Origin of the sequence: Sandarakinorhabdus glacialis (assembly GCF_014643455.1) — a bacterium.
Taxonomy (GTDB): Bacteria; Pseudomonadota; Alphaproteobacteria; order Sphingomonadales; family Sphingomonadaceae; genus Sandarakinorhabdus; species Sandarakinorhabdus glacialis.
In genome coordinates, this window is the sequence record NZ_BMJM01000005.1 from 146607 (window position 1) to 170237 (window position 23631).

Consider the following 23631-nt stretch of genomic DNA (forward strand, 5'->3'; position numbering starts at 1 on the left):
GGCGTGGGCTAAGGAAGAATATGGATAATGTCGATGCGGTCGTTCAGCTATTTAGAAAAGCTGCGGTGTAGGTTTCTGGCTTGAAGCCGACGAGAAGGACACCAGGACCTTCGACGACGGGGCGCTTGATCATCGAGGGTTGGGCGAGCATCAGCGCGATGGCTTTTTCGGCGTCGATGTTGGTTTTGTCGGCATCGGGCAGGGTGCGGAAGGTGGTGCCGGCGCGGTTGAGCAGGATTTCCCAGCCGAGAACGTCGACCCAGGCGCGGAGTTTGTCAGGATCGGCGCCGCTGGCCTTGTAGTCGTGGAAGTCATGGGCGACGCCGTGGCTGTCGAGCCAGGTGCGGGCCTTTTTTACCGTGTCGCAGTTCTTGATGCCGTGGAGGATCATTCCCATTCGATCGTGCCGGGCGGTTTCGAGGTGTAGTCGTAGACGACGCGGTTGATGCCGGGGACTTCGTTGACGATGCGGGTGGCGCAGCGGCTGAGGAAGGCGCTTTCGAAGGGATAGACGTCGGCGGTCATGCCATCGACGCTGGTGACGGCACGAAGCCCGCAGACCTTGTCGTAGGTGCGGCCGTCGCCCATGACGCCGACGGTGCGGACGGGGAGGAGGACGGCGAAGGCTTGCCAGATCTCGTCATAGAGTCCGGCCTTGTGAATTTCCTCGAGGTAGATGGCGTCGGCCTTGCGGAGCGTGTCGCAGGCCTCCTTCGTCACTTCGCCGGGGATGCGGATGGCAAGGCCGGGGCCGGGGAAGGGGTGGCGACCGACGAAGGCTGGTGGAAGGCCTAGCTCGACGCCGAGACGGCGGACTTCGTCCTTGAAGAGTTCGCGCAGCGGTTCGACGAGCGCCATGTTCATGCGCGCCGGGAGCCCGCCGACATTGTGGTGGCTCTTGATGGTGACGCTGGGGCCACCGGTGAAGGAGACGCTTTCGATGACGTCGGGGTAGAGCGTACCTTGGGCGAGGAAGCGGGCGCCGCCGATCTTTTTCGCTTCGGCCTCGAAGACGTCGATGAAGGCGCCGCCGATGAACTTGCGCTTTTTCTCGGGGTCGGTGACGCCGGCGAGGCCGGCCATGAAGGCGTCGCTGGCGTCCACATGGACGAGCGGGATGTGGTAATGTTCACGGAACATGGTCACGACCTGCTCGGCTTCGCCGGCGCGGAGGAGGCCGTGGTCGACGAAGACGCAGGTCAGCTGGTCACCGATGGCTTCGTGGATGAGAAGTGCGGCGACCGAGGAATCGACGCCGCCCGACAGGCCGCAGAGGACGCGCTCGGTGCCGACCTGGGCGCGGATCTCGGCGATCTTGGCGGCGCGGAAGCCGGCCATCGTCCAGGTCGGGGCCATGCCTGCGACATTGAGGACGAAGTTGGCGAGGAGCCTGGCGCCGTCGGGGGTGTGGTAGACTTCGGGGTGGAATTGCACGCCGTAGCGGCGGGTGGTGTCGTTGGCGATGGCGGCAAACGGCGCGCCGGCGGAGACGGCGACGGGGCGGAAACCTGCGGGGATGGCGTCGATGCGGTCGCCGTGGCTCATCCAGACATGGGGCTTGTCGCCCTTTTTCCAGACGCCGTCGAAGAAGGCGCAATCATCGACGATCTCGATGTCGGCGCGGCCGAATTCGCGGTGGCCGGAGGGGCCGACCGCGCCGCCGGTCTGGGCGCAAAGGACTTGCTCGCCGTAGCAGATGCCGAGGATGGGGACGTCGGCGGCGAGGATGTTTTCGGGGATGCGCGGGCTGTCGGCGTCGGTGACCGAGGCGGGGCTGCCCGACAGGATGACGGCGCGGGGGGCGAGGCGGTCATAGGCCTCACCGCCTTTGGCGAATGGGACGATTTCGGAATAGACGCCGGCCTCGCGGACGCGGCGGGCGATGAGCTGGGTCACCTGGCTGCCGAAATCGAGGATCAGGACGGAGTCTGGGGGGGTCGTCATCGGTGGCGATTAAAGCGGTGGGGCGGTTGTGGCAAGCTTGGGGGTGGGTTTGGCGGGATGGGTCGGGCGGTCCCTCGACTTCGCTCGGGATGAGCGGGGGTGGTGTGGTTGCGCTTGGTTGGTGCGGTGGCTGCACGGCGAGTGGTGCGTTGGACGGGGAGCTTGGGCTTGGCGGGGCGGTGGATGCTGAAACGAGTTCAGCATGACGATTCCTTGTTTTTTATCTGGTGGTCAGTTCGGCGAGGCAAGTGCGCCACTCTTCCGGCAAGGGCGCGGGGCGGCGGGAGTCGCGGTCCACATAGACGTGGATGAAATGACCTTCGGCGCAGGGGCCTTCGTGGCCGGCGGTGAACAGGCCGACTTCCCAGCGGACGCTCGAGGTGCCGACATGGGCGATGCGGACGCCGGCTTCGACGACTTGCGGGAAGGCGACCGACCGGAAATAGCGGCAGCCGGTCTCGACGACCAGCCCGATGGTGCGGCCGTGCTGGATATCGAGCAGGCCCCATTCGACCAGCAGCGCGTTCACCGCCGTGTCGAACCAGCTGTAGTAGACGACGTTGTTGACGTGGCCATAGGCGTCGTTGTCCATCCAGCGCGTCGGCACGTCGCGAAAGGCATGGTAGTCGATGCGGCTCACCTGGGGGTCTTGCGCTGTTGCTCACGCACCGTGGCGCATCCGGTCCTGGCCCTGCGGCTGGTCGCCGCCGGGACGGTAGGCGGCCTGGAACCGGATATCGGTTTCAGGCTCGGCCTGTTCGGCGGCGCTGGTAACGGTGTCGGCCTGGTGCTGCTGGCGGACGAGGCCCATGATGCAGCCGAGCATGATGACGACGATCGGGAAGTTGATCTCGGTGCTGCTGACCAGCTTGATGATGATATAGTTTGTCAGCGCGACGGTCAGCGGCGCGAAGACCTTGGCGTCGGTGGTGCGCGACCGCGCAAAGCCCCAGAAACCGTGCCAGATGGCGACTAAGAAGATGCCGAGGAAGGCGAGCAGCCCGAGCGGGCCGTATTCGAGCAGCAAGGTCAGCATATAGCTGTCGACGGTCGGGTTGTCGGACCCCGGATTGTAGAAGCCCAGCGCTTCGCCGGAACGGCCGACGCCGTGGCCGATCGGATGGGTGGCGATCTTGGGCCAGCCCATCGCCCATTGGGTCGCGCGCGAATCGGTGCTGCCCTGGTGCTGGCCGCCGCCGATGATCATGACGTGGAGGCGGCGCCAGAAGACGACGAGCATGGCGAAGACGCCGGCGAGCATCGGATAGGCGAAGACGACGCCGCTGGCGGCCAGTGAAGTGACCTGCTGGGTCCGCGCCCGCCACGCCAGCATGAAGCAATAGCCGAGCGGGGTCAGCAGCATGGCAAGCGCTGCCGAGCGCGAATTGGTGAATATCATCGCCAGCGCGACAGCGAGCGTGGCGGCGACGAGCAGGAGGGTGTGAGAGACCTTGCGCGAGCTGGCGAGGCGATGGACGACGAACGGAAAGGCGATGGCGAGATATTCGGCGAAATAGAGCGCCCCCGAGAACGTCCCGCGGACGCGGTAGAGATTGGTGCCGGCGCGGCCGTTGAACTGCGCCATCTGGGCAAGAAGTTCCGAATCGGCCTTGAGGAAACCGGGCAGCCACGGCAGCCAGAACACCGATTGGCGGCTGTATTCGACAATGGCGACGCAGGCGACGAAAATGACGCTCCACGCCATTACGCGGCTGAAGGTTTCGGCAAAGCCCTTGCGGACCGACAGCCACGCCGACAGCGCGAACATCATCGTCCAGAAGATCTGGTTGTTGATGTATTTGTTGAACGACCAGAGCGGCGTTGCCGACATCACCAGCGAAATCGTGGTAATCGCCCAGAAGGCCCAGAACAGCTTGCCGAGCCAGGGGATGCTTTTCATCGATTCGGATATCTGCTGCCGCATTTCGGACGATGTGGAATAGTTGAACAGGAACACCGCGAGCGCGCCGAAGATGACGATTCGCGTCGGCGTGATCCACGGCAGGCCCGGGGCGTTTAGGGCGACGAAGCTGGGCCAGAGTACGCTGAACCCGGTGAACCAGATCAGGGCCTTGCCGAGCAACTCGGCCTTGGTGCCGCCGATATCGGGGAGCATCCAGAGGATGACGCCGAACAGTAGCAGGATCGGGGCGGCGGGGATGGCGAGGACGCGCATCGGCAGCACGCTGCTCATCAGGCCATAGAAAGCGGCAAGGGCGATAAGCGCGGCGCCGAGCACGAAACGCTGCAGCGCACTGGGCTTGCGGCCGCGGTGATAGGGCTTGAGGACTGATGTCTGGGCCACGCGCTACACTTTATCCGTTGTTGCCCTGCACCATTGCCCGATCGCGTCGCCCGCGTCCAACACCATGGCATCGTCCCGGTCGTTGGTATCGACAGGCCATGATGTTAGAACGCCCGTCATTGCAATGACTAGCAAGAAAAGTGCATAATTTACGCTGGTCGCCGGCGCTAAGTCTGGAAAAGAGCCCCGTCGATGACAAGATTCGGGATATTCCAAAGGATTTAGGATCTGATGTTCGCGGCCGCCTGAAGGCGCTGTGCGACGCGATCGCTGCCGGCGCCCGGATCGGCGCTGCGGCACCGGGTGCTGACGAAGGTCGTGGCGGGCGACTACGGCAGCGCGATGCGCGATGCGATCGACCCGGGCAGCGAATTTCGCGGGCACGACCTCGACGAGGCACTGATCGCGCTCGACCAGCGGATGCTGAGGCTGGACCGGGCGCGGGCGTCGGTTGCCGAAGCCGGCGAGGCTGTGGCGGCGGCGCTGACGGGCAATGTTCGCGGCAGCATCATCGCGGCGTCGGTGGTGCCGCCAGCGGAGGCGGCATTCGGCAGCTTGGACGCGATCGAGGCGGGGTCGGCGGCGACGACGGCATCGACGGCATCGCCATCGGGCAGGGATCGGCGAAGGTCGAGGCGTTCCATCATACTCTGGGTGCAGGGCGAAACCGATGCGCCGTACTGCTCCCGCCCGCCACCTTCATCGCCAGCTGCATGACTTCATCGCCCGCTCCGACGCCGACGGCAGCATCGACAAATCCGCCGCGCTTGGCGATCAGAGTGCCAGCGGGCCGTGCTGCAATTCGGGCAGGACGTGGCGGGCGAAAAGGTCGGCCTCGGCGGCGTGGGGGTAGCCCGACAGGATGAACGCCTCCATGCCGATGGCTTGATAGGACTGGAGCTTTCTAAGGACCTGGCCGGGGTCACCGACGATGGCGGCGCCGCAGCCCGAGCGGGCGCGGCCGATGCCGGTCCAGAGATTGTCTTCTACGTAGCCGTCACTGGCGGAATCGCGGAGTTCGGCCTGGCGCTTGACGCCCACCGACGTGGCGTCGAGCGACTTGGCGCGGATGGCGTCGCCGGTGGCGGCGTCGAGGTGCGACAACAGGCGGTCGGCGGCGGCGCGGGCTTCGGTTTCGGTTTCGCGGACGACGACATGGACGCGGTAGCCGAACTTGAGCGTGCGGCCATGGCGGGCGGCGCGGGCGGTCATGTCGTCGACGATGGCCTCGACTGCGGGCATGGTGTCGGGCCACATCAGATAGACGTCGGCAGCGCGGGCGGCAGCTTCGCGCGCGTCCTCGCTGAGGCCGCCGAAATAGAGCGGCGGGCATTTGCCAGAGACGGTGGTGACGCCGGGGGGATCGAGCTTGAGCTTGTAATGCTCGCCCTGATGATCGAGCGGCTGGCGGTTCAGGATGGTCTTGAGGATCTCCATGACCTCGACGGTGCGGGCGTAGCGGGGGGCGGAGGGCATTGTCTCGCCGGGCATGTCCGAGGAGATGATGTTGATGGTTAAACGACCTTCCAGGAGTCGGTCGAGTGTCGCGATCTGGCGGGCGAGTTGCGGCGGCCAGGTTTCGCCGACGCGGACGGCCATGAGCAGGCGGATGCGGCGGGTGATGGCGGCGATGGCAGCGGCGAAGACGGTGGTGTCGATGCCGAGCGCATAGCCAGAAGGCAGCAGGATGTTGTCGAAGCCCGACTTTTCGGCGGTGAGCACGATGTTGCGGCAATGCTCCCAGCTCGACTTGAGCGCCGGGTCGGGTTGACCGAGGAATTCATAGTCATCGTCGCAGAGCGCCGAAAACCAGCTGACTTCGCATTTTTTCATTTCAGGAACGCTCACGGCAGATTCTCCCCAAGTGCGGCGGTCAGGATCGCGTACCATTCGGTGCGGGTGAAGCGGACCTTGTAGGCGTCGGCGCTTTCGGCGATGCGGGCGCTGTTCTGACTGCCGACGATGGGGATGATGCCGGCGGGGTGAGCCATGATCCAGGCATAGGCGGTGGCAGCGATGCCGACGCCGTATTGCTCGCCATGGGCGAGGAGGGCGGACTGGACGCCCGCGATTTGGGTGTCGACGGCGACGCGGCGGCCGGGGCGGGGATCGCCGTCGCCGAGACGGCCCTGGCCGAGGGGGGACCAGGCCATGACGGCGACGCCGTGCTTCATGGCGCGGTCGAGGGTGCCGTCGAACAGCGGCGCGGTGGCGAGCAGGGAGAATTCGGGCTGGACCGAGACAATGCCGGCGCGGAGGTAGCGGGACAGCGCACTGGTCTGGGCGTTGGTGTGGTTGGAGACGCCGACTGCGGCGATCTTGCCTTCGCCGACGAGGGCATCGAGGACGCCGGCGGTTTCGGCGGGGTGGGAGAGCATGTCGGGGCGGTGGATCTGCCAAAGGTCGATCTGCTCGGTGCCGAGGCGGGTCAGCGATGCTTCGACGGCAGCGCGGATATAGGCGGGCGACGAATCATAGGGCACGCCCATGCGGATGCCGCCTTTCGACGCCAGCACGATTTGATCGCGCAGGGCGGGCGATTCGGCGAAGACCCGGCCGAGCAGCGCCTCCGCAGCGCCGAAGGGTTCGTCGTTGTCGGGGCCGTAGATGTCGGCGGTATCGAAAAAGTTTATGCCGGCGGCGAGTGCGGCTTCGACCTTGGCGCGGGCAGCGTTCACATCGTCGCCGGCGAAGCGCCACATGCCCCACGCCATCGGCGAGACCATCAGGTGGGACTTGCCGAGGGCACGGCGTTCGGGGGAAAGGGCGATGTGATCCATGATTCCTCCAATGCCCGGAGCGCGGCAAAATGAAAAGCGACACTATACGGTACGGCATCGTCGGTTCGGGGATGATGGCACTTGAGCATATCGCCAATATCGCGCTGACGCCGGGCGCGGTGGTGACGGCGCTGGCCGATCCGGTGGCGTCTTCGCTCGATCGTGCATCGGCGGCGGTCGGGGCCGAGGTGGCGCGATTCGGCGATGCGGCGGGGCTGGCGGCTTCGGGGCTGTGCGATGCGGTGGTGGTGGCGTCGCCCAACTTCACGCATGTGCAGGTGCTGCCGCCGTTGATGGACGCAGGGTTGCATATATTGTGCGAGAAGCCGCTCGCGACGACGATCGCCGATGCGCGCGCGGTGGCGGATGCGGCGGCAGGCTATGCACCGGTGTTCTGGACGGGGATGGAGTATCGCTTCATGCCGCCGGTGGCCGAATATGTGCGGCAGATCAATGACGGGCGCGTCGGCAAGCTGCAGATGCTGTCGATCCGCGAGCACCGGTTTCCGTTCCTGGTCAAGGTCGGCGACTGGAACCGGTTTTCGGCCAATACCGGCGGCACGATGACCGAGAAATGCTGTCACTTTTTCGATCTGATGCGGTTGATCGTCGGGGCCGAGCCGGTAAGGGTGTTCTGTTCGGGCGCCATGGACGTCAACCACCAGGACGAGCGGTACGGCGGCAGGAAGCCCGATATCATCGACAACAGCTTCACGACGGTCGAGTTCGCCAATGGCGTGCGGGCGATGCTCGATCTTTGCATGTTCGCCGATGGGGCGGAGCAGCAAGAGGAGATCGCGGCGACGGGTGATGCGGCGCGGCTGGAGTGTTTCATCCCGGCGGGCGAGATCGTCCATTCGCCGCGGACGGGGTTCATGAACCCCAAGCAGGTGACGCGGGCGCTGGTCCATACCGACGCGGCGGCGCTGGCGGCGGGGCATCACCATGGCTCGACATTCTACCAGCACCGGGCGTTCACCGCGGCGGTGCGCGGCGAGGGACCGGTGATCGTGACCGCGGACGATGGCTTGCGCGCGGCGGCGATGGGGCTGGCGGCGGAGATCAGCGCGCGCGAGCACCGGGTGGTGGAGATGAGCGAACTGGGCCTGTAGGGCGAAGTGTTGCGGCCGGGCAACACGGTGCGGGCGTTTCATTTCGGGCCGATTGACGACGGGACAGAAAGGCTTTCTTGCACGGGGTAACGATGCCGGGCCAATCCCCGGCGACAGGTGGCCGATCGGCCCCACCCCTTGGGAGAGACATGATGCGCACGGTGTTGCTTGGCTCGGTTGCCGCTTTTGTGATGCTCGCCGGGCCTGCCGCGGCCCAGACGGCCGATACTGCTGTGGACGTTGCCACCGATGCGGGAACCGAGAGCGCCGAGATCATCGTGACCGCGCAAAAGCGGTCGGAGCGGTTGCAGGATGTTCCCGTCGCCGTGTCGGTAGTGTCTGGCGACCGGCTGGCGGCGCAGGGCGCGGTCAACCTCGAGGGCGCGCAGTACCTCGTGCCGTCGCTGAATTTCCGCAAGTCGGGGACGACGATCAACCAGTCGCTGTATCTGCGCGGCGTCGGCACCGCGACCTTCTCGATCGCCGGCGAGCCTTCGGTGTCGACGGTGCTCGACGGCGTCGTGCTGAGCCGGGCGGGCGAGGCCTTCTCGGACCTGGTCGATATCGAGCGGATCGAAGTGCTGCGCGGGCCGCAGGGGACGCTGTTCGGCAAGAATTCGTCGGCGGGTGTCGTCAACATCGTGTCGAAGATGCCCGGGGAGGATTTCGGCGGCTTTGTCGAGGGTGGCTTCTTCTTCGACAACGGCAATGAATATCGCGTTCGTGGCGGCGTCGATGTGCCGATGGGCGACCGGCTGCGCGCGCGGGTGACGGGGTTCTACGGGGAATACGACGGCAATATCTTCAACGATGCGCCGGGCGTGAACCGCCGCGTCAACGGCTACCAGCGCTATGGTGTCCGCGGCATCCTGCTCGCCGATGTCAGCGATACGGTGCAGTTGAAGCTCATCGGCGACTGGCGCAAAGCGAACGACGATTGTTGCGCCGAAGTCATCGGCACGGCGCCGACGGGCGTCGGCTCGCTGGCACTGGCGGGCATCGGTTTTCAAGGCGACGAGACGCGGGTTATCCGCCAGAATTTGATCACCCGCACCGAGGAGGAAAGCTGGGGTATCTCGCTGCAGGCCGATATCGAACTTGGCGACAATACCGTGACCTCGATCACCGCGTATCGCGACTACAAGAACCGCGAGATCCGCGACGGCGACTGGACGGCGGGGGCCTATGCGGGGCTCAACCAGCTCCATGATGACGGGCCGCAGACCGGGACGACGTTTAGCCAGGAACTGCGGCTGACGTCGCCGGCGGACCAGTTCTTTGCCTATGTGCTGGGGGCGTTTTACTCGAAGGCCGACAGCGAGCGGACATTCACGCGCAATGTCGTGGTGTGCAACCCGGCGCCGACGCCGCTGGCGCTCGTGACGTGCGGATCGCCGGGCGCGCCGGCGACGACGTTCCCTTCGGCGACGGCGACGTTCGGCTCGGAACTGACCAACGTGGCGGTGTTCGGGCAGTCGACGCTGAACTTCTCGGACCGGCTGCGCGGGATTTTTGGGCTGCGCTATACGGTCGACCAGAACAGCGTTTTCCACAGTCGACGGACGGCGCTGACGGGGCCGGGCATCCAGCCCAACTTCGACCAGGGGGTGTTCTTTTCGGCGCGTCAGGGCTTGATCAACGGCGATCCAGCACGATCGAACGGCCAGCCCTATGCCACGCAGACGACGCAGGATAATCTGTCGGGCAAGGTCGGCGCGCAGTTCGACGTAACCGACGACGTGATGGCGTACGGCACTTATGCGCGCGGCTACAAGGGCCCGGCGTACAACGTGTTTTTCAACCTGACCGCCAGCGGCACCAACGTCATCGAGGCGGAAACCGTCGACAGTTTCGAACTGGGCTTGAAGAACAGCCTGTTCGGCAACACGCTGGTCGTCAACGTGGCCGCCTATTACGCCAAGTACAAGAATTTCCAGGCGAATAACCCCGACTTGGTGGCTGGCGTGGTGGTAACGCGGTTCACCAATGCCGGCGATGTATCAACGCGCGGCGCCGAGCTCGATCTCAACTGGCGGCCGTTGGCGGACCTCAACATCAGCGGCGGGGTCGCCTATACCGATGCCAAGGTCGATGAATTCCTGGCACCGCCTGGCGCTGCCGTCATTCCGGCCGGCACCCAGCTTGGTTATGCGCCGAAGTGGAAGGGCTCGCTTGGCGTCGATTACCGGATCCGCACCGGCGGTTTTGCCGACGTGACGCTCGGCGTGCAGGGTTCGACGCAATCGAGCCAGTTCTCGCTGTTCGATCCCAGCCCCGTCATCCGCGAGCAGGGCCGGATCGCGGCGTACAGCCTCGTCGACGCCCAGATCGGGCTGGTCGGCGAGGACGACCGCTACAAGCTGACCTTCGTCGTCAAGAACCTGTTCGATCAGAGCTTCGCGGCGGCGATCACCAACGGCGGGCCGGGCGGATCACTGCGCTACCTGATCCCGCGCGAGGCCGACCGTTATTTCGGAATCACTGGACGGGTCAACTTCTAGTCGCAGCGCCGCGAGCGCGTAGCGCAAATGCGCTGCGCGCCGACAGGCGCAAGACCGGCCGGCGAGGCGGCGCGACCTTCACGCGCCGAACTCGTCCGACGCCAGCGCGGGCTTTGCCCGTGCCTTTTGTCTGTTGCTGTTCTTCTTGCTCGCTTTTCCGGGAAGCACGGGACTGGACCCCAGCCTTCGCTGGGGTGACAGTTTGGGAGTTGGGGGGCATTTGTCAGCAGAGACGCAACTGGGTCCCGGGTCGAGCCCGGGATGACAGGGTTTGGTTAGCCAGCGGTGGGCTTTGTCCGGCTCTCACATCTTTTCGTCACCCCGGCGAAGGCCGGGACCCATCTCCGGGGCGTGCAGGAGATGGGCCCCGGCCTTCGCCGGGGTGACGGCAAGAGGGAGGGGTGACGAAAGAGGTAGCTCAATCCAGTTCGGCCTCGATCGCTTCCATCGCCTCGTCGCTCAACCCGAAATGATGGCCGACTTCATGCACCAGCACATGGCTGACGATGGCCTCCAGGCTGTCTTCGGTCTGGGACCATTCGTCGAGCAAGGGGCGGCGGTAGAGGAAAATCATGTCGGGAAGGGCGCCCGATGGCTCGTCGCCTTTCATGCCGACATGGCGGCCCTGGTAAAGGCCGAGGATGTCCCACTCGCTCTCGAGCTCCATCGCCGCCATGACGTCGGCGTCGGGGAAGTCCTCGACGCGGAGGAGGACGGGGCCGAGGTGGCGGCGGAACATTTCGGGCAGACGCTCGACGGCGGCCTGGGCGAGGGCCTCGATGTCGGCGATGCTGGGGGCTATTGTTTGACGGTTGTTCATTGCCGCTAGATAGGCGGGGCAGGGCATTAATGCGAGGATGTGCGATGACTGCGAAGTTGAGCGACGCCGAAATCGAAACGGCGCTGGCGGGCGTGCCGGGATGGACCCGCAACGGCGACGGCATCGACCGGCAGTATAAATTTGGCGATTTCACCCATGCCTTTGCGTTCATGACGCGGGTCGCGCTGCTGGCCGAAAAGGCCGACCATCATCCCGAATGGTCGAACGTCTGGAACAAGGTCGATGTGCGGCTGACGACGCATGACGCGGGCGGGCTGTCGAAGAAGGACTTCAGCCTGGCCCGCGCCATCGACGCCGACGAATAGGGTTCAGGCGACCGTGGTGTCGTCGATTTCGGCGTCGGGGCCGTTCTTCTTGATCGATTCGATGGCGCTTTTGGCAGAGGCTTTCGAAGTATAGCCTTCGGTCGAGAAGATCGTCTCGCTGTTGTATGCGAAGCGGACGCGGAATTCGCCGGCCTTGTCTTTGTGGATTTCGAACTTGTGCGCCACTTCCAGTCTCCCCGTTGGTTTCGGGAGCGATGTTATGGCGTTGGCGCTGGAAAGGAAAGCGGCGAGAGCGAGCGAAGTGACCCGCTTGCTCTCGCCGTATTGATCAACGCGGCGACATCCGGATGGCGCCGTCGATGCGGACGTCTTCACCGTTGAAATAGGAGTTGCGGCACATTTCGACAGCCAGCGACGCATATTCCGACGGATTGCCGAGGCGCTTGGGGAAGGGCACCGACGCGGCGAGGGCGTCCTTCACGTTCTGCGGGGCATTGTTCATCAGCGGCGTGTTGAAGATGCCGGGCAGGATGGTGTTGACGCGGATGCCTTCGCTCATCAGGTCGCGGGCGATCGGCAGGGTCATGCCGACGACGCCGCCCTTGGAGGCGGAATAGGCTGCCTGGCCCATCTGGCCGTCTTCGGCGGCAACCGACGCCGTGTTGACGATGGCACCGCGCTCGCCGTCTTCCAGGGGCTCGAGGGTGAGCATGCCGGCAGCCGACTTGGCGACGCAGCGAAAGGTGCCGACGAGATTGATCTGGATGATCATGTTGAAGGCATCGAGCGGGAAATGCTTGATCTCACCGGTTTCGCGCGAGCGGCCGGCGGTTTTTGCAGCGTTGCCGGTGCCGGCGCAGTTGATCAGGATACGCTCCTGGCCGATGGCGGCGCGCGCCTTGGCAAAGCCGGCGTCGACCGATTCGTCGCTGGTGACGTTGACGTTGCAGAACACGCCCCCGATGGATGCTGCGACGGCTTCGCCCTTTTCGGCGTTCATGTCGAAGATCGCGACCTTGACGCCTTCGGCAGCCAGCGCGCGCGCCGTTGCTTCACCCAGGCCGGACGCGCCGCCCGTGACCACTGCCGAACAACCCGAAAGCTTCATCTACCGTCTCCCTGAAAATCGCCCGGCTTATGCGGGCGGTATTGTGGCGCGGCAACTGACAAAGAAAGGGGTCTGCGCCTAGCCCGGATTTTCGGAGGCGGTACGTATCGCCCGGGCGACCTGCGCCTCGCGGACGGCGAGGTAGATCGTCGTCGCAAGAATGATCGCGCCGCCGGCGATGGTGAGGGCGTCCATGCGTTCGCCGAACAACAGGATGCCGGCACCGGTAATCAGCCCGAAGCGGACGAAGTCGTACGGCAGGATGGCGGATGCCTCGGCGAGCGAGAAGGCGCGCGACAGCGACAATTGGCCGATGGCGGCGGCTGTGCCGATGAGAGCCAGCAGCGGGTAGAGGTGCGCCGCCGGCCAGGTCCAGACGAACGACGCGACGATGAGGCTGGGGATGGTGGTAAGGATGAAGGTCCAGGCAGCGACGGCGCGGCTGTCGTCGGAGGCGACGAGAGCGCGGATGGCGACGATCGAGAAGGCGGTGGAGAGGGCGGACACGACCGCGGCGAGGACGCCGGGGGTGAGGGGCAGGGCACCAGGGCGGACGACGACGAGCATGCCGATGAAGCCGATGACCAGCGCAGCGACGCGGCGGAAGCGGATGCGTTCGCCGAGGAACAGCACCGCGCCGAGGGTGGCGAACAGCGGCGCAGTATAGTTGATCGACAGTGCCGTCGCGAGCGGGGCATGGGCGACGGCGTAGAAGGTGGCAAGGGTGGCGATGAAGCCCGAGGTGGCGCGCTTTACGTTGCGGCCGAGGCTGGAGAAGCGGATCAGGCCCTTGTTGGACAGGATCATGGGAAGCAGGACGAGGGTGCCGATGAAATTGCGGAAGAAGACGATCTGGAAGGCGTGCATTTCGCGCGAGGCGTAGCGGATCATCACCCACATCGACGCAAAGGCGACACAGGAGACGATCATCCAGAACGCGCCGCGGGATCGGAGGTTGGTCACGGTGCTGGGGGTAGAGAAAAGCGGCTATAGTGGGAAGGGTGCTTGCGCCCGAAGCCGGCGGCGGACATCAGGCTGATGCAAAAGGAGCGATGATGCACTGGTTGGTAAAGTCGGAGCCGTCGAAATATTCGTGGGACATGTTCGTGCGCGACGGGTCGACGACCTGGGACGGGGTGCGCAACAACCAGGCGGCGATCTATCTGCGGACGATGAAGATCGGCGAGGAGCTGTTTTTCTATCATTCGAACGAAGGGCTGGCGGTGGTCGGCATCGCCAGGGTCGTCGGCGAGCATTTCATCGATCCCAGCGATGCCAACGGGCGATTTCCAGCGGTGACGGTGGCGCCGGTGCGCGCGATGAAGTCGCCGGTAACGCTGGCGGCGATGAAGGGGGAGCCGGCGCTGGCGGGGATGGCGATGTTCCGGCAATTCCGGCTTTCGGTGCTGCCGGTCAGCGATGACGAATGGCAGGCCATCATGTCGATGGCCGGTTAAAAGGAGCAATTTACCGTACCATCTATATCTTCCAGCTTGACCCAAAAGAGCTAAAGCGCCAGACGCCGAACTTGCCTTGCGGCAAGGAAGTCCATGATTCGTCTGAATTTTCTGCAATCTTCCTTAACGGTGCATAAAGGCGCGTCGGCGACGTGACGCCGGCAATTCCTGTGCCGGACGGTGCGTCTACCATGTCGGCCGAGACAGCCGTCGCCCCGCGGCGACCGGTTTCGGCGGTGAAGCGACACCGTTTCGAGGTGCTCGACAGCTTGCGCGGCGTATGCGCCATCCTGGTCGTGCTGTACCATTATCCCAACGGCAGCCACCTGACATCGAGCGAGTTCATTCGCGGCGGCTACCTGTTCGTCGATTTCTTCTTCGTGCTGTCGGGGTTCGTCATCGCGTACAGCTATGCCAACCGGATCACCGATCGCGAAAGCCTGCTGGTCTTTGTTGCGCGGCGGTTTTTCCGGCTGTGGCCGCTGCACCTGTTCATCCTCGCGCTGTATTTCCTGGTCGAAGTGTCGATGAAGCCGGCGGGTGCCGAATTGGGCGCGGTGAGCGGGCGAAACCTGCCCGACCTGTGGCGCAGCCTGACGCTGACCAATGGCTTTGCGATGGACCATACTTCGCCTTGGAACATGCCTTCGTGGAGCATTTCGGCGGAATGGTGGACGTATATCGCATTTGCGCTGCTGGTCCTGGCCTTGCCGCGGCGGTTGTGGGCAGGGTTGGTGGCCATGGTCGCGGTCGCGCTGGCGGCGCTAATGGCGACGCACAGCTCGATGCGGATCACCTTCGACATGGGGCTGGTGCGATGCCTGGTCGGGTTCGGGCTGGGGGCGCTGATGGCGACCCAGTGGAAGTCGGTGTCGAACTGGCTCGGATCGGTCGGCACCCGTAAATTGGCCATCAGCGAAGTGCTGCTGGTCGTTGCCGTCACGGTTTTCGTGGCCAGCGCCCGCTTGTCGCACTGGTCGTTCCTGGCGCCCTTCCTGTTCAGCGCGGCGCTGGCGGTGTTCGCGATGGAAGCCGGGCCGGTATCGCGATTGATGCGCGGGCCGTTCTTCGTCCGCGCCGGTGTGCTGTCGTATTCGATCTATATGGTGCACCAGCTGATCATGGGGCGTTTGCGCAACGTCACCGACCTCGGGGGCAGGCTGGGATATACGCCTGACCCTGCGAACAAGTGGCATATGGATGCGATGGTGGTGTTGATGGTGGTGATGGTGTGGGTGGTGGCGGCGCTGACGTATCGTTTTGTCGAAATGCCGGGGCAGGCCATGGGATCGACTGTCATCGACCGATTCAGGCGGGTGTCGCGTAAGGCGTGAACTTCGGCCAGATGTCGGTTATGAGCGGGCCACGACACGGCGGCACGCGGCGCCGCCGTGCAATCTTGTAGATGGACCATGATCGTTGGATGGGGCCGTGCTCGAAGACCTGGTGCTGACTGCCGATAACGGCGCCGACTGGGCAAGGCGGTTGGACCGGCATGCCGACCGGACGGCGTTGCTGACGGCGGATGGTGCCGCGCTGACGTATGGTGAGCTGCTGGCGCGGGCGGATGCGATGATCGCTGCGGCGGCGCCGGATGGGGAGCGGCGGCTGACGGCGCTACTGGTGCGCAACGATGTCGCCAGCATTGCGGCGTATCTGGGATGTTTGCGGGCCGGGAACCCGGTGCTGTTGCTCGATGCCGATGGCGATGCCGGGCGGGTGCTGGCGACGTTTGCGCCGGGACTGACGATGTGGCCGTCGGATGGCCGGGTGGAGGTTGGCGGCGCGCCGGCGGCGCTGCATCCGGAACTGGCGCTGCTGCTGCCGACATCGGGATCGACGGGCAGCCCGAAGCTGGTGCGGCTTTCGGGGGCGGCGGTGGCGGCAAACGCAGCGGCGATCGTCCAGTATCTGGAGCTGGGGCCGGACGAGCGCGCGGTGACGACATTGCCGATCCACTACAGCTTTGGACTGTCTGTGCTCAACTCGCATCTGATGGCGGGCGCGTCGATCATCGTTACCGATGTGTCGATGACGCATCCCGATTTTGCCGGGATGATCGAGCGGTTGCGGCCGACGTCGCTATCGGGGGTGCCGTATAGTTTCGAGCTGCTCGAGCGCAGCGGGCTCGAGGCGCGGTTGCCCGATTCGATCCGCAGCCTGACGCAGGCGGGGGGGCGGTTGCCGGCGGACCGGGTGCGGGCGTTGGCGGCGCGCGGCGATACGCAGGGGTTCCGGTTTTTTGCGATGTACGGCCAGACCGAGGCGTCGCCGCGGATGGCGTGGCTGCCGCACGAACAGGCGGCGGAGTTTCCCGATTGCATCGGCCGGGCGATCCCGGGCGGGGCGTTTTCGCTGTTAGGGGACGATGGCGCGGTGATCGAGGCGGCGGAAACACCGGGCGAGCTCGTCTATCGCGGGCCGAACGTGATGATGGGCTATGCTTTGGAACGCGGCGACCTGGCGCTAGCCAGCGGACCGGGCGAGCTGCGGACGGGCGATATCGCGGTGCGCAATTCGGCGGGGCTTTACCGGATCGTTGGACGGGCGAGCCGGTTTGCCAAGATTGCGGGCCTCAGGATCGGGTTCGACGACATCGAGGCGTTGCTGCGGCAGGCCGGGCACGAGGCGGTCGTCAGCGGCGACGACACGCTGGTAACGGTTCATGTCGAGGCGGCTGTTACGGCCGAAGCGCGCGAGCGGATCGAGACGTTGACCGCCGAGCGCTGCCATATTCCCGAGGCGGCGATCGCCGTGGTGGCGGGGCCGGTGCCGCGGCTGGCGACGGGCAAGACCGATTATGCGGCGGTGCGGCGCGCCGGGACGGCGGCGGCGGCGGCGCGGCAGGCGGTAGCGGAGACGGGGGCGCATCCGATCCTGGTGGGTTATCGGCGGGCGTTCAACCGGTCGGCGCTGACCGGCGAGGCGAGTTTCCAGGCGCTTGGCGGCGACAGCATGTCGTATGTCAATGTCGCGGTGGCGATCGAGAAGTCGCTCGGCCAGTTGCCGGCGCAGTGGGAGGCGATGCCGATCAGCGCGCTGGTGGCGATGGCGCCCGAGCCGGGGACATCGCACGGCCGCCGGGGGACGCGGATCGGCACCGAGACGCTGGTGCGGCTGCTGGCGCTGGCGCTGGTCATCACCGGGCATGCGGCGCCGCTCGATTCGGAGTTCCTGCGCGGCGGCGCGGCGATCCTGTTCCTGATGGCGGGCTATAACCTGGCGCGGTTCCAGCGGTCGGCGTTCGAGGCCGGCCGGACGGGACCGGCGCTGACCGGATCGCTCGAGCGAATGATTTTGCCCTACATGGTGGTGATGATTCCGCTGCTGCTGGCAAGCGGCGCGGCATGGTCGTGGGGCTGGTTCACACTGGTCAGCGTGTTCACGGTGGACGATGCCCAGAGAGGGCCGTTGTTTGCGTTCTGGTTCATCGAGACGGTGTTCCACGCGTTGTTGCTGACCATATTGGTATTCAAGGTGCCGCCGCTGCGCCGATTGAGCCGGGCGCGGCCGTTCGTGTTTTCGCTGGCTCTGCTGGCAGGCGCGTTGGCGGCGGAAATCCTCGTGCCGAGGTATGTGTTCGACGATGCCAACCCGGTGTCGCTAACCATCGATGCGCAATATTATCTCTATGTGCTCGGCTGGATGGCGCTGATTGCGCGCGGACGCTGGCAGGTGATGACTGTGGTGGTCCTGGTCGTCGTGCTGTCGGGCTGGGATTATGGCCTTATGTCGGCGCGGCAGACCTGGCTGTCGCTGGCGATAGCGACGTTGCTGGCGGTGCCGTGGGTGCCTGTGCCCGACCGGGCGGCGGCGATCGTGCTGCGCATCGCGTCGGCGGGATATTTCATCTATATCAGCCACGTCATGATGGCACATTTGCTCAAATACCGGTTCGATCTCGCCGGGCAGACCGAGATCATGGTGCCGGCGCTGCTGGTGTTGAGCGTCGTTGCCGGGCTTGTCTTCGAACGCGCCTGGATGGCCGCCGGTGGGCTGATCTCGCGAAACTTTCGGCGATTGCGCCGCGAACGGGAACACAGTTGATGTCGACTACTTTCACGCTCGATACCGGTACCAGCCGGGCGCATCCCGTCCCGGAGCCGGTGCGGCGGTTGACGGTGCCGGGGATCGCCAAGCGCAAAGGTGGCGAGCCTGTCGTCATGCTCACCGCCTACACGGCGCGGATGGCGCAGTTGCTCGACAAGCATTGCGACATGTTGCTGGTCGGCGATTCGCTCGGGCAGGTCATCTATGGCCTCGATACGACGGTGAAGGTCACGCTCGAGATGATGATCGCCCACGGCGCGGCGGTGGTGCGCGGGTCGTATCATTCGGTCGTCGTCGTCGACATGCCGTTCGGCAGTTACGAAGCGTCGCCGCAGCAGGCGTTCGAGAATGCCGCACGGGTAATGAAGGAAACCGGCGCGGCGGGGGTGAAGCTGGAGGGCGGCACGGCGATGGCCGAGACGATCAACTTCCTGTCGCGGCGCGGAATTCCAGTCGTGGCGCACGTCGGCCTGACCCCGCAGGCGGTCAATGCGTTGGGCGGTTACGGGGCCCGTGGTCGCAGCGCCGAAGAGGCCGCGACCATCCTTGCCGATGCGGAAGCGGTGGCGGCGGCGGGGGCGTTCGCGCTGGTGGTCGAGGGCGTCGTCGAGCCGCTGGCACGGCGTATCACCGAGACGGTCAAATGCCCGACGATCGGCATCGGTGCGTCGGCGGCGTGCGATGGCCAGGTGCTGGTGGTCGACGACATGCTCGGCATGTTCGAGCGGGTGCCGCGCTTCGTCGAGCGCTTCGACGACCTCGCGGTGCGGATCGATACGGCGGCGGCGACCTTTGCAGCGGCGGTGCGCGAGCGGCGGTTCCCGACGGAGAAACAACTTTATCTCTGACCGCGCTTGGGGCATTCACGCCTGCGAAAGCCTTCGCCCGGCATTTGCGATGGGTTGGGCGCTGGGCAGGCGACGGCCCGATCCGTATTTTGACCTGCATTTTGGAGCGTTTTGATCTTGGCTGTGACCCCGCACGAACCCGACGAAGCGTTTCTGCGGGAAGTCGACGAAGGCGTGCGCCGCGACCAGGTGGCGACGCTTTGGGATCGCTACGGGATTGCCATCATCGCGGCTGTTGTGCTGTTCCTGGGAGCCGTCGGTGGCTGGCTGTGGTGGCAGGATTCGCAGGCCAAGGCGCGGGCGACAGCGGGCGAGGACCTGACCCAGGCGATGAGCAAGCTGGAAGTCGGCGATGCGGCGGCGGCGCGTCCGGTGCTCGATCGGCTCGCCAAGGACGGCCCCGGTGGCTATCGCGGGTTGGCGCAGATGATGCAGGCGGCCGATGCCGCCGGTGCCGGCGACAATGCCAAGGCGATGAAGCTGCTCGACGCGGTTGCGGTGGACGGCAAGCTGTCGCAGCCGCTGCGCGATGCGGCGCTGATCAAATCGGTGCGGCTGGGCTTTGACACGCTGCCGCCGGCGGCGGTGATCGAGCGGTTGAAGACGCTTAGCGTCCCGGGCAATGCCTGGTTCGGCATTGCCGGCGAGATGACGGCGCTGGCGCATCTGAAGGCGGGCAAACCCGATCTCGCCAAGCCGCTGCTGACCGCGATCGTGCGTGACCAAAGCCTGCCGACGAGCCTGCGTGGTCGCGCCGCCGAACTGGCGCTGTCGCTCGGCGTCGATGCGGCGAGCCTGAAGGTGCCGGGCGCGGCGTCCTCAGACAACACCAGTGCGCAAACCGCGCCGGCGCCTGCCGCCGCGCCTGCCGAGTAAGGGCCATAACTTTGCATAGCCAGATCTTGCGCAAGCAATCGGTGAGTTTCGTCGTGGTGGCGGCGCTGGCGCTTTCGGGCTGCGGCATATTCAAGGGCGGCAAGACCAAGACTCCGACGCTGGGCGAGCGCATTCCGGTGCTGAATTACGAGACCCGCGCCGTTGCCGAGCCCGAGCTGCAGGACCTGGCGATCGTCTTGCCACCCGCCGAAGCCAATGCCGATTGGGCGCAATCGGGCGGTTCGGCGTCGAAGGCGAACGGCCACCTGGCGTTGCCCGAGACGGTGGCTGCGGCCTGGTCGGTTTCGATCGGCGCGGGCAGCAGCGGCACGCGGCGGCTGAATTCCGGACCGATCGTGATGGACGGGCGGGTGTTCACCATGGACACCGGCGGCGATGTTCGCGCCTTCGATGCGACCACCGGGGCAGTAGTGTGGCAGTCGCGGATTTCGGTCGCCAAGAAGAACAGCAATGCGGCGTTCGGCGGCGGTGTCGGCGGCGGTGACGGGCGCATATTCGCGACGACCGGCTATGGCATCGTTGCGGCGTTCGATTCGAAAACCGGCGCCGAACTGTGGCGCAAGACGCTGGGTGCACCGCTGCGCGGGGCGCCCGCGGTGGCAAACAACCGGGTTTTCGTGGTCACCCAGGACAACCAGATATTTGCGCTGAACGCCGAAAAGGGCGACGAATTGTGGACGGTAGCGGGCACCGTCGAAGTCGCCGGGCTGCTTGGGGTGGGCGCGCCGGCGGTGGCCCAGGACACTGTCGTGGTCGGATTCTCGAGCGGGGAGCTCAATGCACTACGCGCTGAAAACGGTCGGACGGTATGGTCCGATGCGCTGGCACGGACCGGGCGCTCGACCGCGATGGCGGCCTTGTCGGACATCGACGCCTCGCCGGTGATCGATCGCGGTCGGGTCTATGCCATCGGCCATGGCGGGCGCATGGCGGCGCTGGAGTTGGCGACCGGGCAACGCGCCTGGGAGCGCAATTTTGCCGGGACGTCGATGCCGTGGGTTGCCGGCGAATTCGTGTTCGTGGTGACGCTCGAGGGCGAGCTCCTGTGCCTGACGCGCGGCGATGGCAAGGTGCGCTGGATGTTGCAGCTGCCCAATTTCGGCAACGTCAAGAAAAAGACCAAGCCGATCAGATGGGCAGGGCCGGTGCTGGCATCGGATCGTCTGATCGTGGCGGGTTCGAACAAGGAGATGGTGGTCGTCTCGCCGTATACCGGCAAGATCATTTCAACGATCAAATTGTCGGCCTCGGCATTCCAGCCGCCGATCGTCGCCGGCAATACCGCCTATGTGCTGACCGACGATGGCAAGCTGACCGCGTATCGATGATGGCCGGATGCGCGCTCCTCTGCTAGGTGCGCGCAATGTCCAACACTGATTCACTACCCCGCGTCGCGATCGTCGGGCGCCCCAACGTCGGCAAATCGACCCTGTTCAATCGTCTCGTCGGCCGCAAGCTGGCGCTTGTCGACGATATGCCGGGGGTCACGCGCGATCGCCGCGAGGGGCTCGCCAAGCTGTTCGATCTCGAGTTCACCGTCGTCGATACGGCGGGTTTCGAGGATGCCGATGCCGCCAGCCTGGCCGGCCGGATGCGCCAGCAAACCGATGCGGCGGTTGGCGATGCCGTCGTCGCGCTGCTGGTGTTCGATGCGCGCGCCGGGGTGACGCCGCTCGACAAGCATTTCGCCGACTGGCTGCGCAAGCGCGGCACGCCGCTAATTCTGGTCGCCAACAAGGCCGAAGGGCGCGCCGGCGAGCTTGGCGTTGCCGAGAGCTACGCGCTCGGGCTGGGCGATCCGATCCAGATTTCGGCCGAGCACGGCGAAGGCATGGCCGATTTGTTCGAAGCGCTGATGCCGCATATCGATGCCCCGGTCGAGGATGAGCCTGAGGAAGAGGCGCTCGGCGAAGGCCTGGAAGATGGCGAGATCGAGCTCGATGTCGAACCCACCGGGCCGCTGAAGCTGGCGATTGTCGGACGCCCGAATGCGGGCAAGTCGACGTTGATCAACACTTTGCTCGGCGAAGCGCGGCTGGTGGTCGGGCCCGAGGCCGGCATCACGCGCGATTCGATTGCGATTCCGTGGGATTACCACGGCATGCCGGTGCGGCTGGTCGATACCGCGGGCCTGCGCAAGCGTGCCAAGGTAAGCGACAAGCTCGAGCGGATGGCAGCGACGGATACCAAGCTGGCGATCGATTTCGCCGAAGTCGTGGTGCTGCTGCTCGATTCGACGCTGGGCCTGGAAAGTCAGGATTTGCGGATTGCCGACCTGGTGCTGTCCGAAGGCCGGGCGCTGGTGATTGCGCTGAACAAATGGGACGTAGCGCACGACCAGTCGTCGCTGTTCCAGGGAGTGCGCAAGGCGCTCGACGATGGCCTGTCGCAGATCCGCGGCGTGCCGCTGGTGGCGCTGTCGGGGCAAACCGGCAAGGGGCTCGATTTGATGATGAAGGCGGTCACCGAGGCGCGGACGAAATGGTCGCGCCGGGTCTCGACGTCGCAGCTCAATCGCTGGTTCGAGAATGCGCTCGATCGCAACCCGCCGCCGGCCGCCGGGGGGACGCGGATCAAGCTGCGTTATGTCACGCAGGTGGCGGCGCGGCCGCCGTCGTTCATCATTTTCGGCAATCGCACCGAGGATTTGCCGGCAAGCTATGGCCGCTATCTGGTCAACAGCCTGCGCGACGATCTCGATTTCGAAGGCGTGCCGATCCGGTTGAACTTCCGCGGCAGCAAGAACCCGTTCGCCGACAGCCCGCGCGGCAAGCCCGACAGCCCGCGGCCCAAGCCGGACAGTCATCGCCGCGGACCGCCGAAACGATGACGACCGCGCCGGAACTGACGCTTTTCAGTTACTGGCGGTCGTCGGCGGCGTATCGCGTGCGGCTGGCGCTGGCCTGGAAGGGGCTGGCGTATGATGTCGTGCCGATCGACTTGCGAACCGGGGCGCAATCGGCACCGGAATATACCGCGCTGAACCCGCAGGGGCTGGTGCCGCTGCTGCGTATTGGCGAGGTTTCGCTGACACAGAGCCTGGCGATTATCGAGTATCTCGACGAAGTATATCCCGAGCCGCCGCTGTTGCCGGGCGATGCCGTCGGGCGGGCGCGGGTACGTGCTGCCGCGCAGACGATCAGCAGCGATGTGCATCCGATCAACAACCTGCGGGTGCTGCGGTATCTCAAGGAAGAACTCGGGGCGTCGCAGCTGCAGGCCGATGCTTGGGCGCGGCACTGGATAAATGCTGGACTGGAGACTCTCGAACGGTTTGCCGAGCAGTTCGGTGGACGATTCTTGTTCGGCGAGTCAATGACAATTGCTGATGTGTGCTTGATGCCGCAACTTTATAACGCCCGTCGGGTAGAAACGGACCTTTCAAAATACGGTCGATTGCTCGCGATCGACGCAAAGCTACGCGAAAACGCCGAATTGGCGCTTGCCCATCCGGCAAACCAGACCTGAACCAAGTCTGAACGGCCCCATTCGAGCTTACAAAGTAAACGTTTCACCCTTGTG

Annotated in this window: 22 protein-coding genes; 12 read left to right on the forward strand and 10 right to left on the reverse strand. The window is 65.3% G+C overall.

Translation table 11 applies throughout. From position 1 onward, the window contains the following. Positions 1–43 precede the first annotated feature (43 nt). From IEW98_RS08850 to IEW98_RS08865, 4 genes are all read right to left on the reverse strand, one after another. The gene (locus IEW98_RS08850) at positions 44–397 is read right to left on the reverse strand and encodes an ArsC family reductase (RefSeq protein WP_188762576.1); all 354 of its coding nucleotides are present in this window, start codon (positions 395–397) and stop codon (positions 44–46) included. Then, positions 388–1944 (reverse strand): glutamine-hydrolyzing GMP synthase, encoded by a 1557-nt coding sequence (gene guaA / locus IEW98_RS08855; protein WP_188762577.1) that lies wholly within the window; start codon positions 1942–1944, stop codon positions 388–390. Before guaA ends, IEW98_RS08850 begins: the two co-directional genes overlap by 10 nt. A gap of 220 nt (positions 1945–2164) precedes the next feature. Continuing rightward, entirely contained in the window at positions 2165–2584 is a 420-nt protein-coding gene (locus IEW98_RS08860; RefSeq protein WP_243450649.1) for an acyl-CoA thioesterase, read from the reverse strand. A 21-nt stretch (positions 2585–2605) separates the two neighbouring features. Next, positions 2606–4249 carry an O-antigen ligase family protein gene (locus tag IEW98_RS08865; RefSeq protein WP_188762578.1) on the reverse strand — a complete coding sequence of 548 codons (1644 nt, stop codon included), beginning with the start codon at positions 4247–4249 and terminating at the stop codon, positions 2606–2608. Positions 4250–4552: 303 nt separating this feature from the next. Between IEW98_RS08865 and IEW98_RS08870 the strand changes: the two genes are divergently transcribed. After that, positions 4553–4966 (forward strand): hypothetical protein, encoded by a 414-nt coding sequence (locus IEW98_RS08870; protein WP_188762579.1) that lies wholly within the window; start codon positions 4553–4555, stop codon positions 4964–4966. Positions 4967–5023: 57 nt separating this feature from the next. Here the strand turns inward: IEW98_RS08870 and IEW98_RS08875 are convergent, their stop codons facing one another. Both IEW98_RS08875 and IEW98_RS08880 read right to left on the reverse strand, forming a co-directional pair. Continuing rightward, on the reverse strand, positions 5024–6082 hold the full coding sequence (locus tag IEW98_RS08875) for an LLM class flavin-dependent oxidoreductase (protein WP_188762707.1): 1059 nt from the start codon (positions 6080–6082) through the stop codon (positions 5024–5026). An 11-nt stretch (positions 6083–6093) separates the two neighbouring features. Continuing rightward, positions 6094–7029: an aldo/keto reductase gene (locus IEW98_RS08880; protein WP_188762580.1), complete on the reverse strand. Its 936-nt coding sequence runs from the start codon at positions 7027–7029 to the stop codon at positions 6094–6096. A gap of 29 nt (positions 7030–7058) precedes the next feature. Between IEW98_RS08880 and IEW98_RS08885 the strand changes: the two genes are divergently transcribed. Continuing rightward, positions 7059–8141 carry a Gfo/Idh/MocA family protein gene (locus IEW98_RS08885; RefSeq protein WP_188762581.1) on the forward strand — a complete coding sequence of 361 codons (1083 nt, stop codon included), beginning with the start codon at positions 7059–7061 and terminating at the stop codon, positions 8139–8141. A 149-nt stretch (positions 8142–8290) separates the two neighbouring features. Next, entirely contained in the window at positions 8291–10642 is a 2352-nt protein-coding gene (locus tag IEW98_RS08890; protein ID WP_243450650.1) for a TonB-dependent receptor, read from the forward strand. Between the two features lie 418 nt (positions 10643–11060). On the opposite strand, the gene IEW98_RS08895 is transcribed toward IEW98_RS08890, so the two are convergent. Beyond that, the gene (locus IEW98_RS08895; RefSeq protein ID WP_188762582.1) at positions 11061–11462 is read right to left on the reverse strand and encodes a metallopeptidase family protein; all 402 of its coding nucleotides are present in this window, start codon (positions 11460–11462) and stop codon (positions 11061–11063) included. 44 nt (positions 11463–11506) lie between these two features. Here IEW98_RS08895 and IEW98_RS08900 point away from each other — a divergent pair, with 44 nt between their 5' ends. After that, positions 11507–11788 carry a 4a-hydroxytetrahydrobiopterin dehydratase gene (locus tag IEW98_RS08900; protein WP_188762583.1) on the forward strand — a complete coding sequence of 94 codons (282 nt, stop codon included), beginning with the start codon at positions 11507–11509 and terminating at the stop codon, positions 11786–11788. A gap of 3 nt (positions 11789–11791) precedes the next feature. On the opposite strand, the gene IEW98_RS08905 is transcribed toward IEW98_RS08900, so the two are convergent. The 3 genes from IEW98_RS08905 to IEW98_RS08915 form a co-directional block, all read right to left on the reverse strand. Continuing rightward, a complete protein-coding gene (locus tag IEW98_RS08905; protein ID WP_188762584.1) occupies positions 11792–11974 on the reverse strand; it encodes a YegP family protein in 183 nt (60 codons plus the stop codon). Positions 11975–12077: 103 nt separating this feature from the next. Then, the gene (locus IEW98_RS08910) at positions 12078–12857 is read right to left on the reverse strand and encodes an SDR family NAD(P)-dependent oxidoreductase (RefSeq protein WP_188762585.1); all 780 of its coding nucleotides are present in this window, start codon (positions 12855–12857) and stop codon (positions 12078–12080) included. A gap of 78 nt (positions 12858–12935) precedes the next feature. After that, positions 12936–13820 carry a DMT family transporter gene (locus IEW98_RS08915; protein WP_188762586.1) on the reverse strand — a complete coding sequence of 295 codons (885 nt, stop codon included), beginning with the start codon at positions 13818–13820 and terminating at the stop codon, positions 12936–12938. A gap of 89 nt (positions 13821–13909) precedes the next feature. On the opposite strand from IEW98_RS08915, the gene IEW98_RS08920 reads away from it, so the two are divergent. The 8 genes from IEW98_RS08920 to maiA all read left to right on the forward strand — a co-directional run bounded on the left by IEW98_RS08920 (position 13910) and on the right by maiA (position 23577). After that, a complete protein-coding gene (locus IEW98_RS08920) occupies positions 13910–14314 on the forward strand; it encodes an EVE domain-containing protein (protein WP_188762587.1) in 405 nt (134 codons plus the stop codon). A gap of 191 nt (positions 14315–14505) precedes the next feature. After that, the gene (locus tag IEW98_RS08925) at positions 14506–15648 is read left to right on the forward strand and encodes an acyltransferase family protein (RefSeq protein WP_188762588.1); all 1143 of its coding nucleotides are present in this window, start codon (positions 14506–14508) and stop codon (positions 15646–15648) included. Between the two features lie 97 nt (positions 15649–15745). Then, on the forward strand, positions 15746–18361 hold the full coding sequence (locus tag IEW98_RS08930; protein ID WP_188762589.1) for an AMP-binding protein: 2616 nt from the start codon (positions 15746–15748) through the stop codon (positions 18359–18361). Further along, positions 18361–19212, forward strand: coding sequence for a 3-methyl-2-oxobutanoate hydroxymethyltransferase (panB, locus tag IEW98_RS08935; RefSeq protein ID WP_188762590.1), 852 nt, complete (start codon positions 18361–18363; stop codon positions 19210–19212). Before IEW98_RS08930 ends, panB begins: the two co-directional genes overlap by 1 nt. 123 nt (positions 19213–19335) lie before the next feature. Continuing rightward, complete coding sequence (locus tag IEW98_RS08940) at positions 19336–20088, forward strand: tetratricopeptide repeat protein (protein WP_243450665.1); 753 nt, start codon at positions 19336–19338, stop codon at positions 20086–20088. Positions 20089–20099: 11 nt separating this feature from the next. Beyond that, complete coding sequence (locus IEW98_RS08945; protein ID WP_243450651.1) at positions 20100–21437, forward strand: outer membrane protein assembly factor BamB family protein; 1338 nt, start codon at positions 20100–20102, stop codon at positions 21435–21437. A 35-nt stretch (positions 21438–21472) separates the two neighbouring features. Further along, entirely contained in the window at positions 21473–22939 is a 1467-nt protein-coding gene (gene der / locus IEW98_RS08950; protein WP_188762592.1) for a ribosome biogenesis GTPase Der, read from the forward strand. Beyond that, complete coding sequence (gene maiA / locus IEW98_RS08955; protein ID WP_188762593.1) at positions 22936–23577, forward strand: maleylacetoacetate isomerase; 642 nt, start codon at positions 22936–22938, stop codon at positions 23575–23577. Before der ends, maiA begins: the two co-directional genes overlap by 4 nt. Positions 23578–23631 lie beyond the last annotated feature (54 nt).

What these genes read in the sequence shown, in the direction of transcription:
- IEW98_RS08880 (WP_188762580.1), bottom strand. Translation starts at nt 7,029, where the DNA reads ATGGATCACATCGCCCTTTCCCCCGAACGCCGTGCCCTCGGCAAGTCC.
- der (WP_188762592.1), top strand. Translation starts at nt 21,473, where the DNA reads ATGTCCAACACTGATTCACTACCCCGCGTCGCGATCGTCGGGCGCCCC.
- IEW98_RS08885 (WP_188762581.1), top strand. Translation starts at nt 7,059, where the DNA reads ATGAAAAGCGACACTATACGGTACGGCATCGTCGGTTCGGGGATGATG.
- IEW98_RS08850 (WP_188762576.1), bottom strand. Translation starts at nt 397, where the DNA reads ATGGGAATGATCCTCCACGGCATCAAGAACTGCGACACGGTAAAAAAG.
- IEW98_RS08875 (WP_188762707.1), bottom strand. Translation starts at nt 6,082, where the DNA reads ATGAAAAAATGCGAAGTCAGCTGGTTTTCGGCGCTCTGCGACGATGAC.
- IEW98_RS08925 (WP_188762588.1), top strand. Translation starts at nt 14,506, where the DNA reads ATGTCGGCCGAGACAGCCGTCGCCCCGCGGCGACCGGTTTCGGCGGTG.
- maiA (WP_188762593.1), top strand. Translation starts at nt 22,936, where the DNA reads ATGACGACCGCGCCGGAACTGACGCTTTTCAGTTACTGGCGGTCGTCG.
- IEW98_RS08890 (WP_243450650.1), top strand. Translation starts at nt 8,291, where the DNA reads ATGATGCGCACGGTGTTGCTTGGCTCGGTTGCCGCTTTTGTGATGCTC.
- panB (WP_188762590.1), top strand. Translation starts at nt 18,361, where the DNA reads ATGTCGACTACTTTCACGCTCGATACCGGTACCAGCCGGGCGCATCCC.
- IEW98_RS08920 (WP_188762587.1), top strand. Translation starts at nt 13,910, where the DNA reads ATGATGCACTGGTTGGTAAAGTCGGAGCCGTCGAAATATTCGTGGGAC.
- IEW98_RS08895 (WP_188762582.1), bottom strand. Translation starts at nt 11,462, where the DNA reads ATGAACAACCGTCAAACAATAGCCCCCAGCATCGCCGACATCGAGGCC.
- IEW98_RS08900 (WP_188762583.1), top strand. Translation starts at nt 11,507, where the DNA reads ATGACTGCGAAGTTGAGCGACGCCGAAATCGAAACGGCGCTGGCGGGC.
- IEW98_RS08910 (WP_188762585.1), bottom strand. Translation starts at nt 12,857, where the DNA reads ATGAAGCTTTCGGGTTGTTCGGCAGTGGTCACGGGCGGCGCGTCCGGC.
- guaA (WP_188762577.1), bottom strand. Translation starts at nt 1,944, where the DNA reads ATGACGACCCCCCCAGACTCCGTCCTGATCCTCGATTTCGGCAGCCAG.